The organism is Sphingobium cyanobacteriorum, assembly GCF_030580935.1.
Taxonomy (GTDB): Bacteria; Pseudomonadota; Alphaproteobacteria; order Sphingomonadales; family Sphingomonadaceae; genus Sphingobium; species Sphingobium cyanobacteriorum.
In genome coordinates this window covers 35404-51075 of the sequence record NZ_JAUQOM010000005.1, presented here as the reverse complement: position 1 = coordinate 51075, position 15672 = coordinate 35404, and the positions used below count along the sequence as shown (strand labels likewise).

The window sequence follows — 15672 nt, the reverse complement described above, 5'->3', positions numbered from 1 at the left end:
ATCAGTCCTTGGGTTTTTCGGGAGGGGGCGGCATCGCTTCCTCCCGCGAAGCCTCCCGCATCTGCGCCTTGCGCCGGCGCAGATTGTCGCGCAACGCCTGCGCCAGTCGCGCCTTTTTCTCATCCTGTGTTTCAGTCATGTCCGGCGCATAAGCAAAATGTGCCATCGGCCGCAACCCGCCTTGACATCGGGCCGGGGGGCGGCCATAGGCCCGGCCTCCGAAGCGCGAACAGCGGCTTCGGGCGAAGAAAAAAGTGCTGCCGTAGCTCAGTGGTAGAGCGCATCCTTGGTAAGGCTGAGGTCGTGAGTTCAATCCTCACCGGCAGCACCATTTCTTCCTTTATTCAAAATCGCTTAAGGCTGCTGTGCTGCTGCTGACTGTCTTGTGTTAGCGCTTATGTCGCTTGCGACCGCGAAGAAGGCCGCACGCGCCGACGCTTTTCGTTTCCTGGAAGCCGCGCTTTTCGCGCTGCGCCTCCTGTGAAGGGGCGCGAGCCTCAGCAATAGCGCGCCGCGCCTCGGTCAGCTTCTCACACAGCCCACTATATCGCCAGCCTGTAAACGGGCCTGGCGCATCGCTCATTGTTCCAGGTTTCCCAATATGTTACTGGAAAAGGACGCCGGCATAGGCGCTGATATGCCTGACGCTATCCACATGTTTGCGATGAGAAAAAAAGTCCATCCGGTCGCTATGCCGCCACCCCGACGGTTTATCCCCGACAGGTGGCAAAATATGGCGAAATTTTTCCTGTATTTTTAGTGATTTGCGTCTCATCCGCAGCGTAGTTTCGAATACGCCCGGATGGACAAGAATCATTCCCACTCGATCGTGCCCGGCGGCTTGCTGGTGAAGTCGTAGACGACGCGGTTGATGCCCTTGACTTCGTTGATGATGCGGGTCGCGACGCGGCTCAAGAAGGCGGCGTCGAAGGGATAGATGTCGGCGGTCATGCCGTCGGTCGAGGTGACGGCGCGCAGGGCGCAGACGCTGTCATAGGTGCGCAGGTCGCCCATGACGCCCACGGTGCGGACCGGCAACAGCACGGCGAAGGCCTGCCAGATCGCGTCATAGAGCCCGGCATTGCGGATTTCCTCCAGATAGACGGCGTCCGCCTTGCGCAGGATGTCGCAGCGGTCCTTGGTCACTTCACCGGGGATGCGGATCGCCAGGCCAGGGCCGGGGAAGGGGTGGCGGCCCACGAAAATGTCGGGCAGGCCCAGTTCCTTGCCCAGCACGCGCACTTCGTCCTTGAACAGTTCGCGCAACGGCTCGACCAGTTGCATGTTCATGCGTTCGGGCAGGCCGCCGACATTGTGGTGCGACTTGATCGTCACCGAAGGGCCGCCGGTGAAGGACACGCTCTCGATCACGTCGGGATAGAGCGTGCCTTGCGCCAGGAAATCGGCGCCGCCGATCGTCGCGGCTTCCTCCTCGAACACGGCGATGAATTCGCCGCCGATGAACTTGCGCTTCTTTTCGGGATCGGTCAGGCCCGCAAGGCCGCCCAGGAAACGCTCCTCCGCGTTCACATGCACGAGCTTGATGCCATAATGTTCGCGGAACAGGCTGACCACCTGTTCGGCCTCGCCCAGGCGCATCAGGCCATGGTCGACGAACACGCAGGTCAATTGGTCGCCGATCGCTTCGTGGATGAGGACCGCCGCCACGGCGCTATCGACGCCGCCCGACAGGCCGCAGATCACCCGGCCTTCACCCACCTGGGCGCGGATGTCGGCGATCTTGGTCGCGCGGAACTCTGCCATGGTCCAGTCGCCGGCCAGGCCGCAGACATGGCGCACGAAATTGGCGAGCAGCTTGCCGCCATCGGGGGTGTGGACGACTTCGGGATGGAACTGGGTGGCGTAGAACCGCCTGGCTTCGTTGGCGGTGACGGCGAAGGGCGCGCCTTCGCTGGTCGCCACCACCTCGAAACCGGGGGCGAGCTGCGTCACCTTGTCGCCATGGCTCATCCACACCTGATGGCGCTCGCCTTCGTTCCACAGGCCGTCGAACAGCGCGCAGCTTTTCTTCACCTCAATGAAGGCGCGGCCGAATTCGCCACTCTCGCCGCCTTCGACATTGCCGCCCAGCTGCTGCATCATCGTCTGCTGGCCGTAGCAGATGCCCAGCACCGGAACGCCTGCGTCGAAGATCGCCTGGGGCGCGCGGGGGCTGTCGTCCCACATGACCGACGATGGCCCGCCCGACAGGATCACCCCCTTGGGCTGCATCCGGGCAAAGGCCTCCGCTGCGCTGTTGAAGGGGGCGATTTCGGAATAGACGCCCGCTTCGCGCACGCGGCGGGCGATGAGCTGCGTCACCTGGCTGCCGAAGTCCACGATGAGAATGGAATCCTGAAGGGGCAGCGTCATCGAATCGCCTTTATGTCGAGCGGTGGAAGGGATTCGCGCCCGGTTAGTCGCCCTGTCCCGATATGTCCAGTTGCGGCTTGAACTGCCGTCCCGCCCGCCAGCCGATCAGGGCCGCCAAAGCCAGGACAGCGCCCGCGATCAGAAAGCCGCTGCCGATGAAGGGTAGCGTGGGGCGGGGGCCGGCCGACAGGGAATAGATGGCGCCGAAAAATAGTGGGGAAATGATCCCCGCGATCGCGCCAACACTGTTGTTCGCGCCCTGAAGCTGGCCCTGCTCGGATTCGGAAACATGCTGGGTCATCAGCGACTGGATCGTCGGCATGGCGAGGCCCCAAAGCGCATTGGGCAGCATCGCGGCCACGAACAGCCAGCCAGTGGGGGCCAGGCCCATCGCGGCAACGCCGATCGCGCCAAAGCAGAGGCCCACGACCATGGTGGTGCGGTCGCCCAGCCGTTTTACCACCGGGCCGACGAGCAGGCCCTGCACGCCCATGTCGAGCAGGCCGACCAGCGCCAGCAACGCCCCGACCTGCCACGCCCCCCAGCCATAACGGTCGCCGGCGTAGAGGACGAAGATGGCGGAAAAGATGTGATGGGCGAAATAGAGGAGGAAATTGCCGACGGCGAGGTTGGAGAGTTCCGGGTGGGAACGCAGGAGTTTCAAGGCGCCGAAGGGATTGGCGCGGTGCCAACTGAACGCCATGCGCTTGTCCGGGGCGAGCGATTCGGGCAGGACGAACAGGCCATAGACGAAGGCGAGACCGGACAGGGCGGCTGCGGCCCAGAAGGGCGCGCGCAACGAAATCTCGCCCAGTACGCCGCCGATCAGCGGTCCGGCGACGAAGCCGGCGCTGAAGGCCGCGCCAATCAGGCCATAGCCTTTGGCGCGCTCTTCGGGTGGAGTGATGTCGGCCATATAGGCGAAGGTCGAGGTGAAGCTGGACGAGGTGAGGCCGGCCAGAATGCGGCCCACTGCCAGCCACCAGAGATTGGGGGCGAGCGCCATCAGCACATAGTCGAGCGCCAGCCCCGCGACCGAGATCAGGATCACCGGGCGGCGGCCGAAACGGTCGGACAGCGAGCCGATCAGCGGCGAGCAGACGAACTGCATCCCGGCCCAGAGCGCGACGAAGAGGCCGTTCCACATGCCCGCGGCCGCGCTGGAGCCGGACAATTGCTCGATCAGTTGCGGCAGGACCGGGATGACGATGCCCATCGACATGACATCGAGCAGCGCGGTGATGAGGATGAAAGCGATCGCAGCGGTGCGGCGGGTGGCAGGGGCGGACATGGCGGTGGGGCTATAGAGACGCAACGCCGTTGCCAAGGGGCACGGTGGCGAAGGTCGCGAATGTCACAGGGACGCGGCGGTCATGCGGTGATGACGTAATGTCCAGGCGACGGGATGAAACGGCACAGCGCGATGACGGAGGCAGGGACGGTTCCTTTACTGCATCGCAACGTCCCGGCTGAGATAGACGGTGGCGACGCGGCCGTTTTTCATTGCGCAGGTGAAGCGATGGATCGTGCCGGTGGCGGCGCGATAGCTGGCGTGGACTTCGACCTCGCCATCGATATTGTAGCTGCCGTCCGGGGTCGCGCGGGGGGCGTCGATCTGGCGGACTTCGGCATAGCCGCCATTGCGGTTCTGCGCCTCATCACGGGCGGCGATGGCGCAGGCGTCGGTCATGCCCTCGTCCTGCGCCGCTATGTCGGAAAAGTCGGCGTCGTCGCGCGCGGACGTATCGGTGCGAACATTGGCGCCATAGCCAGTGCCGCTGGCGGGGGACGGTGCATCAAGATCGTCGCTGCGCCCGGCCTGTGCCTGCTTGTCCTTGTTGAGGGATGAGGCGACGATCGCCACCGCGCCGACGATCGCCGCGACGCCGATCGCGTCACCCAGACCAAAGCCGTTACCGCGACGATGATGATGCCGGTCCCAACCACCATGGCGGTCCCAGCCACGGTCATAGCCATAGCGCGGACGCGCCTCAGCCGCCGTGACACTACCCAGAAACAGCCCCGCGCTTACCAGCGCTCCGGTCATCCAGCGTGCCTTGGTCCCGATCATGCCTGTGTCTCCTGCGATGGATGGAGGCATAAGGGCGGCAGGCTGTCGGGGGGCTGAACGAAAGCGGCGGTGAGACAGCACGATCAAGGCATTCCCTACCCCTCCCGGTTCATTCCGGCCTGGCTCTGATCGTCAGGCCAGTGAACCTGGCTGCAAAGGCATAGCTGTCGGCATATTCGTCGATCAGCTTGTCGACCGGCTTGCCCGATCCATGGCCTGCCCGGCTTTCGACACGGAGCAGGCGGGGTTTGGTGCCGAGGTCGGCCGCCTGGAGCGCGGCGGCATATTTGAAGCTGTGGGCGGGCACCACCCGGTCGTCAGTGTCGGCGGTCGTCACCAATATGGCCGGATAATCCCTGCCCCCCGCGATGTTGTGGTAGGGCGAATAGCCGTAGAGCAGCGGGAAATCCTGGGCCTTGTCGGGCGATCCATAATCGTCGATCCAGTAGCGGCCGGCGGTGAAGCGGTCAAAGCGCAGCATGTCCATGACGCCGACCGCCGGCAGCGCGGCGGCGAACAGGTCGGGGCGCTGGTTCACGACCGCGCCGACCAGCAGCCCGCCGTTCGATCGCCCCTCGATCGCGAGGCCGTCTGCCGGGGTATAGCCATTGGCCTTGAGCCATTCGCCTGCGGCGATGAAATCGTCGAACACATTCTGCTTGTTGGCGCCGCGCCCGGCATCATGCCAGGCTTTGCCATATTCGCCGCCGCCGCGTAGATTGGCGATGGCATAGGCGCCACCTTGTTCCAGCCATGCCATGCGCGTCGCCGAATAGCCGGGCGTGAGGCTGATGTTGAAGCCGCCATAGCCATAGAGGATGGTCGGCGCGGCGATGGCGCGGTCGGCCAGTGTTTTCTTGCGCAGGATGGTGATGGGGATCAGCGTCCCGTCCTTCGACGGGTAAAAGCGGTGTTCGACACCGAAGGCAGCGGGGTTGAAGGGCAGGTCGGGCTGAGCGAACAACTGATATTGCAGGGTCGTCGTGTCGAAACGATAGATGCTGGACGGGGTGACGAAACCGGAAAAGCTGAAGAAGGTTTCAGGATCACCCGCCCGCCCGCCAAAGCCCGCCGCCGTGCCAACGCCGGGCAGGGGCACGTCGCCGACCTTGCGCCCGTCCAGTTCGACCAGTTCGGCGACAGTCTGGGCCTGACTCATATAGGCCAGGATCATCCGGTTGCCGACCAGCGAACCACCGGCGAGCGTTTCCGCCCGTTCGGCGACGACCGGCTTCGCCCTGCGGCGCGGACGGGCGGCGTCCAGCGTCACCACGCGCATATGGGGGGCATGATCGTCGGTCAGGAAATAAAGGGTCGCTCCATTGCCGCCGATCAGCCGCCAGTCATGGGCCAGCCCCTTGACCAGCAGGCGTGGCTTTACCGGCCCGCCGGTCAGTTCAGCGACATGGAGTTCACGGCGCGGATCGATACCCTGAAAGCTGCTGATGATCAGCCAGCGACCATCGGCCGTGACCTGCGCCTGATGGCTGAGCAGTGGCCGGTCGGGCGTGGCATAGACGATCTGGTCCTGCGTCTGCGGCGTGCCGATGCGGTGGTGGAAAATCTGCTGGTTGGCATTGGCGGAACGAAAAGCTTCCCCATCCTGTGGCGGCGCGAAGCGGGAGTAGAAAAAGCCTTCACTTTGGCCGTCCCAGGCGATTTGGGAAAATTTGACCCATTCGACCGCGTCGTCCAGCACCTTGCCGTTGTCGACATCGAGCAGTTTGAGCGTCCGCCAGTCGCTGCCTGCCTGCTGCACGGCATAAGCGAGGTAGCGGCCGTCGGGTGAAGGCGCCCATTCGGCGAGCGCGCTGGCGCCGTCCTTCGCCCAGTCATTGGGGTCGAGCAGCAGGCGTTGCGGGCCGTCCAGCCCTTCGCGGACATAGAGCGGGGTCTGGTTTTCCAGCCCCTTGTTATAGCCGTAGAAATAGCGGCCGCCTGCCTTGCGCGGAACGGTGTAGCGACCGTGCGAGAGTAGCGCCTGCATCCGGCTTTTCAGTGTCGCGCGGCCGGGCAGGTCGTCGATATAGCGGCGGGTGAGCGCGTTTTCCTGAGCGACCCAGTCGCGCACCGCAGGGTCGGCGCGCAGGTCGTTTTCCAGCCAGCGATAGGGATCGGCGACCTTTACGCCGAAATGATCCTCGACCAGGTCCAGCCGTTTGGCGACCGGATAGCGCAGGCTCTTGCCGCTCGCCTCGATCGCTGCGCCGTCGGGCCGCGCAGCAGCGGGCGTCACTGCCAGCAGCAGCAGGATCAGGGCAGCGGCGCGCATCCTCTCTTGTGTCACTTTTCCAAACAAAACAGGCCGCGCCTCCCTAGGGAAGCGCGGCCTGTTCGTAAAGCGCCGGTCCTGTCAGAACGGGACGGGACCGATCAGATCAAGCCTCTTCCAGCTCGTCATCGGCACCCTGGACTGGTCCCGAATCCTGGCCCTTGGCGGACACGTCGCGGTCGACCAGCTCGATGACAGCCATCGGCGCAGCGTCCGATGCGCGGAAACCGGCCTTGATCACGCGGGTATAGCCGCCGTCGCGATCCTTGTAGCGTTCGGCCAGCACGTCGAACAGCTTGGTCAACTGAACATCGTCCTGAAGGCGCGCATGGGCCAGGCGACGGTTGGACAGGCCACCCTTCTTGGCAAGGGTGATCAGCTTTTCGACGTAAGGACGCAGTTCCTTGGCCTTGGCGGTGCCGGTCAGGATCTGCTCATGCTTGATGAGCGAGGCTGCGAGGTTGCGCAGCAGCGCGTTGCGATGGCCGGTGCTGCGCTGCAGCTTACGATGACCAACCTTGTGACGCATGGTAACTTCCTTCGTTCGTTAAGGGACCGTGTGAGGTATCCCAGACCTGGCGGCAAATAGGGGGTGCCGCCCAAAACCCCAGCCTGTCGCCCCGGTTTTTGCCGGGGGCGACGGATATTGGATCAGCCCAGCAGTTCCTGTTCGAGCTTCTTGGCCATTTCCTCGATATTTTCCGGCGGCCAGCCGGGGATGTCCATGCCCAGGCGCAGGCCCATGGACGACAGCACTTCCTTGATTTCGTTCAGCGACTTGCGACCGAAATTGGGGGTGCGCAGCATCTCGGCCTCGGTCTTCTGGACCAGATCGCCGATATAGATGATGTTGTCGTTCTTGAGGCAGTTGGCCGAGCGGACCGACAGTTCCAGTTCGTCCACTTTCTTGAGCAGATAGCGGTTGATCTGGTTGGTGTCGCTTTCGCCTTCCGACGCGGCAGCGGCGGTGTGTCCCGCGGCAGGGGCGGCGGCAGGCAGTGCGTCCTCGAAATGGACGAACAACTGGAGCTGGTCCTGAAGGATGCGGGCGGCATAGGCCACCGCATCTTCGGGCGTGACGGTGCCGTCTGTTTCGAGCGTCAGCGACAGCTTGTCATAGTCCAGTTCCTGGCCGACGCGGGTGTTGTCCACCTTGTAGGCGACCTGGCGGACCGGCGAGTAGAGCGCATCGATCGGAATGAGGCCGATCGGGGCGTCCGCCGGGCGGTTGGCGACGGCCGGAACATAGCCCTTGCCGATGTCGGCGGTCAGTTCCATGTTGAGCGTCGCACCCTGGTCCAGATGGCAGATCACCAGTTCGGGGTTCATCACTTCGATGTCGCCCACGACGCTGATGTCGCCTGCCTTCACCACGGCCGGGCCGGTGGCGGAAAGCTGGAGCCGCTTGGGGCCTTCGCCTTCCATCCGCAGCGCGACCTGCTTGATGTTGAGGACGATGTCGGTCACGTCCTCACGCACGCCGGCGAGCGAGGAGAATTCATGCAGGACATTCTCGATCTTGATCGAGGTGACCGCCGCGCCCTGGAGCGAGGAGAGAAGAACCCGGCGCAGCGCGTTGCCGAGCGTCAGGCCGAAACCGCGCTCCAGCGGCTCGGCGACGAAGGTCGCCTTGCGCTTGCCGTCGCCCGACGCCTTGATCTCAAGGCTGTTGGGCTTCTTCAATTCCTGCCAGTTCTTCATGTTGACAGTCATGTATTTCCCCTGGGGATGGGCCGGAACGCTTTGATATCCTGAACCCGACAGGACGATCCGGCGATGCAAACGGGAAAACGGGCGACGCGTCCGCCGCCCGCTATTAAAAGCTGCTGCGTGTCAGACGCGGCGGCGCTTGGACGGACGGACGCCGTTATGCGGGATCGGCGTCACGTCACGGATCGATGTGATGTGAAAACCGACGGCCTGCAACGCGCGCAGGGCCGATTCACGGCCCGAACCGGGGCCTTTCACTTCGACTTCAAGGGTGCGCACGCCATGTTCGGCGGCCTTGCGACCGGCATCTTCAGCGCAGACCTGGGCGGCATAGGGAGTCGACTTGCGGCTGCCCTTGAAGCCCATCATGCCGGCCGATGACCAGGAAATCGCATTGCCCTGAGCGTCGGTGATGGTCACCATGGTGTTGTTGAAGCTGGCGTTGACGTGCGCGACGCCGGCCGAGATATTCTTGCGTTCGCGGCGCTTGATGCGCTGGGGTTCGCGTGCCATTTTGATCTAATCCTACTGAAATCGTTCAAAAGCAGAAGTCGCCGGAGGGTCATGCCGGAGCGATGACCCTCAACGATTACTTCTTCTTGCCAGCGATCGGCTTCGCCTTGCCTTTACGGGTGCGCGCATTGGTATGCGTGCGCTGACCGCGAACCGGCAGGCCCTTGCGATGACGCAGGCCGCGATAGCAGGCGAGATCCATCAGGCGTTTGATGTTCATCGCGGTTTCGCGACGCAGATCGCCTTCCACGGTCAGGCCGGCGTCAATCGCCTCGCGAATCTGGAGGACTTCGGCATCCGACAGGTCCTGAACGCGACGGCTATGGTCAATGCCCAGCTTGTCGGCGAGGTCCGCCGCGGTCTTGCGACCGATGCCGTGAATATAGGTGAGCGCGATGATCACGCGCTTGTTGGTCGGGATATTGACACCCGCAATACGTGCCATGGTATTATAATCTCCTGCTCCACAGGACGGACGAGCCATCCTATCTCAAAGCGTCAAGCCGGATTTCCCTGGCAAGGAAAAGCGACCAATTACATGCCCCCCAGACGCAAAAAAGACGGCCAGTGCATGAAGCACCGCCGCTCGCCAGCGTGTTGGGGAGGACGGCCCTTAACGATTCGGGAGAAAAGTGTCAATTGCCCTGCGGCCGGCCGCATCGTGTCGGCGGCTCGGCCCTTTTCGGGTTGAGCGGGGCGGACGGGTCCGGCATGGAGGCGCCATGCGTCCGATCCCGTCCCTTTCCGTCCTGGCACCCGCGCTTGTCCTGCTGGCCTCCTGCGTCGGACCGGCGCCGCAGCGACCGGGGGCAACGCCGACACCCTCCGCCGCGCCATCGCGGCCCGCGCCTGCACCGTCGCCACAGCCCGCGCAACCCGTGCCGGTCGCCACTGAATGGCAATATCGGGCGGTGGCGCCGGGTGCGTGGACATACCGCCCCGAAGCGGCAGGCGCGATCGCGACCTTCGGTGCGGGCGGGGCCGATGCGCGGCTGACGATCGGCTGCGACCGGGCCAGCCGGCGGATCAGCCTAGCGCGGTCCGGGGCGGGGCAGGGTGCGATGACGGTACGGACCAGCTATGGCGCGACAAGCTGGCCGGCGGTGTCGGCGTCGTCGGGCGGGGCGGTGGCGCAAATCGTCGCCTTTCGCGCGGCGTCCGACCCGGTGCTGGACCAGATCGCCTATAGCCGGGGCAAATTCGCGGTCGAGGTGGCCGGGCAGGAGATGCTGATCGTGCCAGCCTGGGCCGAAGTCGCGCGGGTGATCGAGGATTGCAGGGGATAAGCTTTTGCGATCCGGCGACGCGGACGGGAAAGTATGATTCCAAAAAAGAAAATTACAAGTCTTGATCATGGAATGCGTCTGATTCACACTCCCTCTCGTGGCCGGTCAAAGGCACTATCGAAGCCGGCCACGCGGGCTTCAACTAGCGAAAGGAGGTGATCCGATGTCTCATGGTTCAGCAATGGGGTCGGTCAAGTCCATTCGGGGAATGCGCCGCTGAGCGACGCCGCTGCGTCGCCCCCTTCAGGATCACTGGAAATCTGCGTGCCAACAGACAGGCCGTTCCCAGCTTCGTGAAGGGATAGCGCGAATATATCTTCCCCTTGGGCGGTGCTTCTGGCCGCTGACCATGTCAATGATGGGCCGTCGGGGCTTTCTGCCCGGCGGCCCCTCTCATGTGCGATATGGGTGACGGCCTGTTCCATCCATGCGGCGCCAAAGTGGATCAGGCATGGCGTGTTTGCCGCCTTCAGGCCGGCAGTATCAGGCTCGCCTCCAGTCCGCCTTCGGGCCGGTTCACCAGCCGCAATGCGCCCTGATGCTCGGCCATGATCGCGCGGACCAGGGCCAGCCCTAGTCCTGCCCCGCCGGTTTCGCGGTTGCGCGACCCTTCCAGCCGGGTGAAGGGTTCCAGCATTTCGGCCATGCGGGCGGGCGCGATGCCCGGCCCTTCGTCGGATACCGCAATGCGGATCATGCCCGCTTCATGGTGCACCGACACATGGGCGCGCTCGCCATAGACGATCGCGTTTTCGATCAGGTTGCGCAGCGCGCGGCGAATCTGCCGGGCGCGCACGAAGGCAACGGCACGATCGCTGTCGACCATGTCCACCGGCGATCCCAATTCGACGAAATCTTCCACCACCGCATCGGCCAGCGCGGCAAGATCGACCTTCTGCGCCGTTTCCGTGCTGCGCCCGGCGCGGGCGAGTGAAAGGATGTCCTCCAGCATCCGGTTCATCTCGTCGATGGTTTCAGACATGCGGGCACGCTCGCCGTCATCCTCGACCGATTCAGCGCGAACCCGCAGCGAGGCGAGCGGCGTGCGCAGATCATGGCCGATCGCGCCCAGCATGCGGTCCTTCTCGTCGAACATGGCGATGATGCGCGCGCGCATCGCGTTGAAGGCCAGGGTCAGGTCGCGCACGTCGCCGGGGCCGCGCTCGTCCACCGGATCGGCCGCGCCGGTGCGCGCGAACTGCTGGGCGGAGGCGGTCAATTGTCGCAATGGCCGCGCCAGGCGGATGCCGATCCAGAGCAGGGGCAGGAGGACGATGATGTAGAGGATCAACGTCTGACCCACCAGCCAGCCGCCAAAGCGCGGCGGTCGGTCGACGCCGCTGCGTGCCTGCGCCACGACCCATTTGCCCGGTTCATATTCGGCCGCCAGGGTCAGCAGACCGACACGATGATCATGGGGCCTGTCGCCATTGGCGCGCATACGGATTCGCTCCCAGCGGCGGATCGGCATGATTTCGCTGTTCTCGACCACACGCACGGTCAGGATGCGCAGGCCGATGTCCTGGAACATGGCCGTGGCGCGGCGTTCGATGTCGGGGCGCGGCTGCCCGGAGAGCGATGGCGTGCCGATCACGAAGCGGGGGCGCATCCGTTCGCGCTGTCGTGACCGTTCGACCCGGCGCTCCGTGCGATTGTCGAGCGCATCGACAATGCGATAGACGGCGGGCGCGGTCCGGGCGGTCAGTTCCAGCCGCTGCCGTTCCCGCAGCAACAGGCCGAAATTGATCGCCTGCGCCACGAACAGCGCGATCGCGACCAGTGCGATGATCTGCCCGACCAGGCTTTGCGGCCACAGGCGCAACCATTTCACAGTTTACGGACTTCCGCCGACAATGTGTATCCCCCGCCCCATACCGTCTTGATGAGGGACGGGTTCTTCGGGTCCGGCTCGATCTTCTTGCGCAGGCGACTGATCTGGTTGTCGATCGCCCGGTCGAAGGCGTTGGCCTCCCGTCCCTGGGTGATGTCGAGCAACTGGTCGCGGCTCAATATCTGGTTGGGTCGGGTGGCGAAGGCCAGCATCAGATTATATTCGGCGGTCGACAGCGGCAAGGACACGCCCTCGCTATCCACCAGCGTGCGCTCCTGCGCCTTGAGCAGCCAGCCGGCAAAGGCGTAGCTGGCGCCGTCAGGCGCGGTTACGCGCTGGCCGCCGGTGGCGACACGGCGAAAGATCACCTTGATCCGGGCGACCAGTTCGCGGGGGGAAAAGGGTTTGAGGACATAATCGTCCGCGCCCATTTCCAGGCCGACGATGCGGTCCGTCTCTTCGGTGCGGGCGGTCAGCAGGATGACCGGGATTTCGCTCGTTTCGCGAATATGGCGGCACAGCGACAGGCCATCCTCGCCCGGCATCATGATGTCGAGGATGACCAGATCGATCGCGCTGGCATTGAGGCGCAGTCGCGCTTCGGCGGCATTGCCGACAGCCGTGACGCGAAAGCCGTTACGGCCCAGATATTGCGCCAGCGGTTCGCGGATCGAACGCTCGTCATCGACGAGCAGGAGATGGGGACGGTCGCTCATGCTGCCTGTCTGTCACGGGTTGCAGGGGGTTGGAAGGGCGAAGGCGTGAAGGGGGGCAAGCCTTCGCCCTTCCCGGTCGGGTGGCTGGCGGCGCGGAGCCAGGGGGAGAGAGGGAAAACCCCGCGCCGGCCGCCACCCGGTTGCCGGATCAGTTCTGCGGCGGCGCCTTGCGCCATGCGCCGCGCATCGCCTGGCGCGCGGCCTTCATTTCGTCGGCGGTGACGAAGCCGTCCTTGTCCGTGTCCGCGCGGTCGAACATCGCCGTCGCGCCGGCGGTGAACTCGGCCTTGGTGATGACGCCGTCCTTGTTCGCCTCGCCCATGCCGCCGAAGCCGCCATGGCCCATCATGCCGCCGCGACCGGGACCATGATGGAAGCGCCCGCCCCGGCCCGGCGCGTCAGGACCGCCCGGCCCGCGCAGTTCAGCCCGCCGGTCGGCGCGCGCCTGATGCGCGGCGGCGAATTCGGCCTTGCTTATCTGGCCATTTTTGTCGGTATCCAGCGCGACGAAGCGGGCATCCTGCCGCTGCTGGCGCATCGCATCCCGATCCTTCTGGGTGATCTGGCCATCCTTGTCGGCATCCATCCGGGCGAAGCGGGCATCGAGCGCGGCGGTCAGTTCCGCCTTGCTGATCTTGCCGTCCTTGTTGGTGTCAGCCATGGCCATCAGGCCGCCGCGCCGGCCACCTTCGGCGCCGGGCTGGGCATAGGCGAGGTGGGTCGCCGCCAGGCCGCCGACGAACAGCGATCCGACCGCGACCGTGGTGAAGAATTTACCGAGCATGTCTGCTTTCCTTTTCAACTATCTCATGAACGACGGATCGCCGTTCTTGAAAACGCTTATGAAAGGAAGTTGTCCCGCAGATATGTCAGGCAGTCCGCTCAAATGTCGCAATTTGTAACGGCTGTCGGGGTCAGCCCGCAATGATGGCGCGCGCCCGGCTGGTGGCGGCCTGGGTATCCACCGCAAGTTTTTTCACCTCGGCCGCGACCACGGAGAAGCCCCGTCCGGCGTCGCCCGCGCGGGCCGCCTCGATCGATGCGTTGAGCGAAAGCAAATTGGTCTGGCGCGCGATGCCGTCAATGGCATCCACGATCGCGCTGACTTCGCCCAGCACATGCTCTACAACGGCGCGACGATCGCTTTCCTGCTGGCGCATCTGCTGCTCTGTTTCCTCCCGCGCCGCGATGGCGCGATGTTCCGCGCTGATGTCGTTGGCGAATTTGATGACGCCGACCTGCCTGCCATCGGGGCCGAAAATGGGGTTGTAGCTGCCCCTGATCCAGACTGGCCGCCCCTTCGCATCCAGCCGGGAATAGGCGCCCGTATCGAAATGGCCGGTCAGGAGATGCGCCCAAAATGCCAGATATTCAGGCGATTTTGCGTAAGCGGCATCGCAGAAAATGCGATGATGCTGGCCCTCGATCTGATCGAAGCGATAACCGAACAGGGCCAGGAAATTGTCGTTGGCGCCAGTAACGCGGCAATCGCAGTCGAAGGTTATGATCGCCGTCGATCGATCCATCGCTCTCCAGATGGAATTGGCTTCCAGTTCAAGTCCTTGCATGGCACGTCTCCATTATGGATGCTATGCCGTGCAAAGGTTAAGCGGTTGCTAACCCTCTGATTTGCCGGGATCAGCGATCGCGACGACCCAGAAGGCGCAGGCGGAGCGCGTTGAGCTTGATGAAGCCCGCCGCGTCGCGCTGGTCATAGGCGCCGGCATCATCCTCGAACGTCACGACCTTTTCGCTGTAGAGCGAGTAAGGCGATTTGCGGCCCACGACATGGACGCCGCCCTTGTAGAGCTTGAGGCGGACGGTGCCCGTCACCTTTTCCTGGCTATAGTCGATTGCCGCCTGGAGCATTTCACGCTCCGGGCTGAACCAGAAGCCGTTATAGATCAGCTCGGCATATTTGGGGGCGAGTTCGTCCTTCAGATGCGCGGCGCCGCGATCGAGCGTCAGTTGCTCGATGCCGCGATGGGCGAGATGATAGATGGTGCCGCCCGGCGTTTCGTACATGCCGCGCGACTTCATTCCCACGAAGCGGTTTTCGACCAGGTCGAGGCGGCCGATGCCATGCTTGCGGCCATACTCGTTCAGGGTTTCCAGCAAGGTCGCGGGCGACATGCCCACGCCGTTGATCGCGACGCCATCGCCACGTTCGAAATCGATGGTGATATATTCGGGCGCGTCGGGCGCGTCCTCCGGGTTCACCGTGCGCGAATAGACATAGTCCGGGGTTTCTTCCCACGGATCTTCCAGCACCTTGCCCTCGGACGAGGTGTGCAGCATGTTCGCGTCGGTCGAAAAGGGGCTTTCGCCGCGCTTGTCGCGCGGAATCGGGATCTGATGCTTTTCGGCAAATTCGATCAGCTTGGTGCGGCTGGTCAAATCCCATTCCCGCCACGGCGCGATCACCTTGATGTCGGGGGCCAGGCCATAATAGCCCAGTTCAAAGCGGACCTGGTCATTGCCCTTGCCGGTCGCGCCATGGCTGACGGCATCGGCGCCCAGTTGCTTGGCGATTTCGATCTGGCGCTTGGCGATCAGCGGCCGGGCGATCGAGGTGCCAAGCAGATACAGACCTTCATAAAGCGCGTTGGACCGCATCATCGGAAAGACATAATCCTTCACGAATTCCTCGCGCAGGTCGTCGATGAAGATATGTTCTTCCTTGACGCCCATCAGGCGGGCCTTGGCGCGGGCCGGCTCCAGTTCCTCACCCTGTCCCAGGTCGGCGGTGAAGGTCACGACCTCGCAATTATAGGTCTGTTGCAGCCATTTCAGGATCACGCTGGTGTCGAGGCCACCGGAAAAGGCGAGGACGATGCGGTTGATCTTGTCTGACATGGGCAGCGACTCTTTTCGTGCAGGAAGGACGCGATGATTGGTGC

The 15672-nt window shown here is 64.0% G+C and carries 15 protein-coding genes and 1 tRNA gene; 2 read left to right on the top strand and 14 right to left on the bottom strand.

Going from position 1 to position 15672, the window contains the following annotated elements; translation table 11 throughout:
• Position 1: 1 nt before the first annotated feature.
• Complete coding sequence (locus Q4610_RS11590) at positions 2-166, bottom strand: hypothetical protein (protein WP_304536113.1); 165 nt, start codon at positions 164-166, stop codon at positions 2-4.
• 90 nt (positions 167-256) lie between these two features.
• Between Q4610_RS11590 and Q4610_RS11585 the strand changes: the two genes are divergently transcribed.
• Positions 257-331, top strand: a tRNA-Thr gene (locus tag Q4610_RS11585).
• A gap of 482 nt (positions 332-813) precedes the next feature.
• Here Q4610_RS11585 and guaA read toward each other — a convergent pair.
• The 8 genes from guaA to rpsM all read right to left on the bottom strand — a co-directional run bounded on the left by guaA (position 814) and on the right by rpsM (position 9384).
• Positions 814-2373 carry a glutamine-hydrolyzing GMP synthase gene (gene guaA, locus Q4610_RS11580; protein WP_304536112.1) on the bottom strand — a complete coding sequence of 520 codons (1560 nt, stop codon included), beginning with the start codon at positions 2371-2373 and terminating at the stop codon, positions 814-816.
• Between the two features lie 43 nt (positions 2374-2416).
• A complete protein-coding gene (locus Q4610_RS11575; RefSeq protein WP_304536111.1) occupies positions 2417-3664 on the bottom strand; it encodes a TCR/Tet family MFS transporter in 1248 nt (415 codons plus the stop codon).
• Positions 3665-3820: 156 nt separating this feature from the next.
• Positions 3821-4444: a hypothetical protein gene (locus Q4610_RS11570; RefSeq protein WP_304536110.1), complete on the bottom strand. Its 624-nt coding sequence runs from the start codon at positions 4442-4444 to the stop codon at positions 3821-3823.
• Between the two features lie 109 nt (positions 4445-4553).
• A complete protein-coding gene (locus Q4610_RS11565) occupies positions 4554-6716 on the bottom strand; it encodes a prolyl oligopeptidase family serine peptidase (protein ID WP_304536109.1) in 2163 nt (720 codons plus the stop codon).
• A gap of 106 nt (positions 6717-6822) precedes the next feature.
• A complete protein-coding gene (gene rplQ, locus Q4610_RS11560) occupies positions 6823-7245 on the bottom strand; it encodes a 50S ribosomal protein L17 (RefSeq protein ID WP_304536108.1) in 423 nt (140 codons plus the stop codon).
• A 122-nt stretch (positions 7246-7367) separates the two neighbouring features.
• Positions 7368-8429, bottom strand: a complete 1062-nt coding sequence (locus tag Q4610_RS11555; RefSeq protein WP_304536107.1) for a DNA-directed RNA polymerase subunit alpha — start codon at positions 8427-8429, stop codon at positions 7368-7370.
• Between the two features lie 120 nt (positions 8430-8549).
• Positions 8550-8939 carry a 30S ribosomal protein S11 gene (rpsK, locus tag Q4610_RS11550; RefSeq protein ID WP_004208752.1) on the bottom strand — a complete coding sequence of 130 codons (390 nt, stop codon included), beginning with the start codon at positions 8937-8939 and terminating at the stop codon, positions 8550-8552.
• Positions 8940-9015: 76 nt separating this feature from the next.
• Positions 9016-9384 carry a 30S ribosomal protein S13 gene (rpsM, locus tag Q4610_RS11545; protein WP_304536106.1) on the bottom strand — a complete coding sequence of 123 codons (369 nt, stop codon included), beginning with the start codon at positions 9382-9384 and terminating at the stop codon, positions 9016-9018.
• Positions 9385-9661: 277 nt separating this feature from the next.
• Between rpsM and Q4610_RS11540 the strand changes: the two genes are divergently transcribed.
• Complete coding sequence (locus Q4610_RS11540; protein WP_304536105.1) at positions 9662-10225, top strand: hypothetical protein; 564 nt, start codon at positions 9662-9664, stop codon at positions 10223-10225.
• Between the two features lie 469 nt (positions 10226-10694).
• On the opposite strand, the gene Q4610_RS11535 is transcribed toward Q4610_RS11540, so the two are convergent.
• From Q4610_RS11535 to Q4610_RS11515, 5 genes are all read right to left on the bottom strand, one after another.
• A complete protein-coding gene (locus Q4610_RS11535) occupies positions 10695-12056 on the bottom strand; it encodes a sensor histidine kinase (protein ID WP_304536104.1) in 1362 nt (453 codons plus the stop codon).
• The gene (locus Q4610_RS11530) at positions 12053-12772 is read right to left on the bottom strand and encodes a response regulator (RefSeq protein WP_304536103.1); all 720 of its coding nucleotides are present in this window, start codon (positions 12770-12772) and stop codon (positions 12053-12055) included. The genes Q4610_RS11535 and Q4610_RS11530 overlap by 4 nt, the downstream gene beginning before the upstream one ends.
• Before the next feature lie 148 nt (positions 12773-12920).
• Positions 12921-13556, bottom strand: a complete 636-nt coding sequence (locus Q4610_RS11525; protein WP_304536102.1) for an EF-hand domain-containing protein — start codon at positions 13554-13556, stop codon at positions 12921-12923.
• Positions 13557-13686: 130 nt separating this feature from the next.
• On the bottom strand, positions 13687-14340 hold the full coding sequence (locus Q4610_RS11520) for a methyl-accepting chemotaxis protein (protein WP_304536101.1): 654 nt from the start codon (positions 14338-14340) through the stop codon (positions 13687-13689).
• A gap of 70 nt (positions 14341-14410) precedes the next feature.
• Entirely contained in the window at positions 14411-15628 is a 1218-nt protein-coding gene (locus Q4610_RS11515) for an argininosuccinate synthase (protein ID WP_304536100.1), read from the bottom strand.
• Positions 15629-15672 lie beyond the last annotated feature (44 nt).

What these genes read in the sequence shown, in the direction of transcription:
- Q4610_RS11590 (WP_304536113.1), bottom strand. Translation starts at nt 166, where the DNA reads ATGGCACATTTTGCTTATGCGCCGGACATGACTGAAACACAGGATGAG.
- guaA (WP_304536112.1), bottom strand. Translation starts at nt 2,373, where the DNA reads ATGACGCTGCCCCTTCAGGATTCCATTCTCATCGTGGACTTCGGCAGC.
- Q4610_RS11575 (WP_304536111.1), bottom strand. Translation starts at nt 3,664, where the DNA reads ATGTCCGCCCCTGCCACCCGCCGCACCGCTGCGATCGCTTTCATCCTC.
- Q4610_RS11570 (WP_304536110.1), bottom strand. Translation starts at nt 4,444, where the DNA reads ATGATCGGGACCAAGGCACGCTGGATGACCGGAGCGCTGGTAAGCGCG.
- Q4610_RS11565 (WP_304536109.1), bottom strand. Translation starts at nt 6,716, where the DNA reads ATGCGCGCCGCTGCCCTGATCCTGCTGCTGCTGGCAGTGACGCCCGCT.
- rplQ (WP_304536108.1), bottom strand. Translation starts at nt 7,245, where the DNA reads ATGCGTCACAAGGTTGGTCATCGTAAGCTGCAGCGCAGCACCGGCCAT.
- Q4610_RS11555 (WP_304536107.1), bottom strand. Translation starts at nt 8,429, where the DNA reads ATGACTGTCAACATGAAGAACTGGCAGGAATTGAAGAAGCCCAACAGC.
- rpsK (WP_004208752.1), bottom strand. Translation starts at nt 8,939, where the DNA reads ATGGCACGCGAACCCCAGCGCATCAAGCGCCGCGAACGCAAGAATATC.
- rpsM (WP_304536106.1), bottom strand. Translation starts at nt 9,384, where the DNA reads ATGGCACGTATTGCGGGTGTCAATATCCCGACCAACAAGCGCGTGATC.
- Q4610_RS11540 (WP_304536105.1), top strand. Translation starts at nt 9,662, where the DNA reads ATGCGTCCGATCCCGTCCCTTTCCGTCCTGGCACCCGCGCTTGTCCTG.
- Q4610_RS11530 (WP_304536103.1), bottom strand. Translation starts at nt 12,772, where the DNA reads ATGAGCGACCGTCCCCATCTCCTGCTCGTCGATGACGAGCGTTCGATC.
- Q4610_RS11525 (WP_304536102.1), bottom strand. Translation starts at nt 13,556, where the DNA reads ATGCTCGGTAAATTCTTCACCACGGTCGCGGTCGGATCGCTGTTCGTC.
- Q4610_RS11520 (WP_304536101.1), bottom strand. Translation starts at nt 14,340, where the DNA reads ATGCAAGGACTTGAACTGGAAGCCAATTCCATCTGGAGAGCGATGGAT.
- Q4610_RS11515 (WP_304536100.1), bottom strand. Translation starts at nt 15,628, where the DNA reads ATGTCAGACAAGATCAACCGCATCGTCCTCGCCTTTTCCGGTGGCCTC.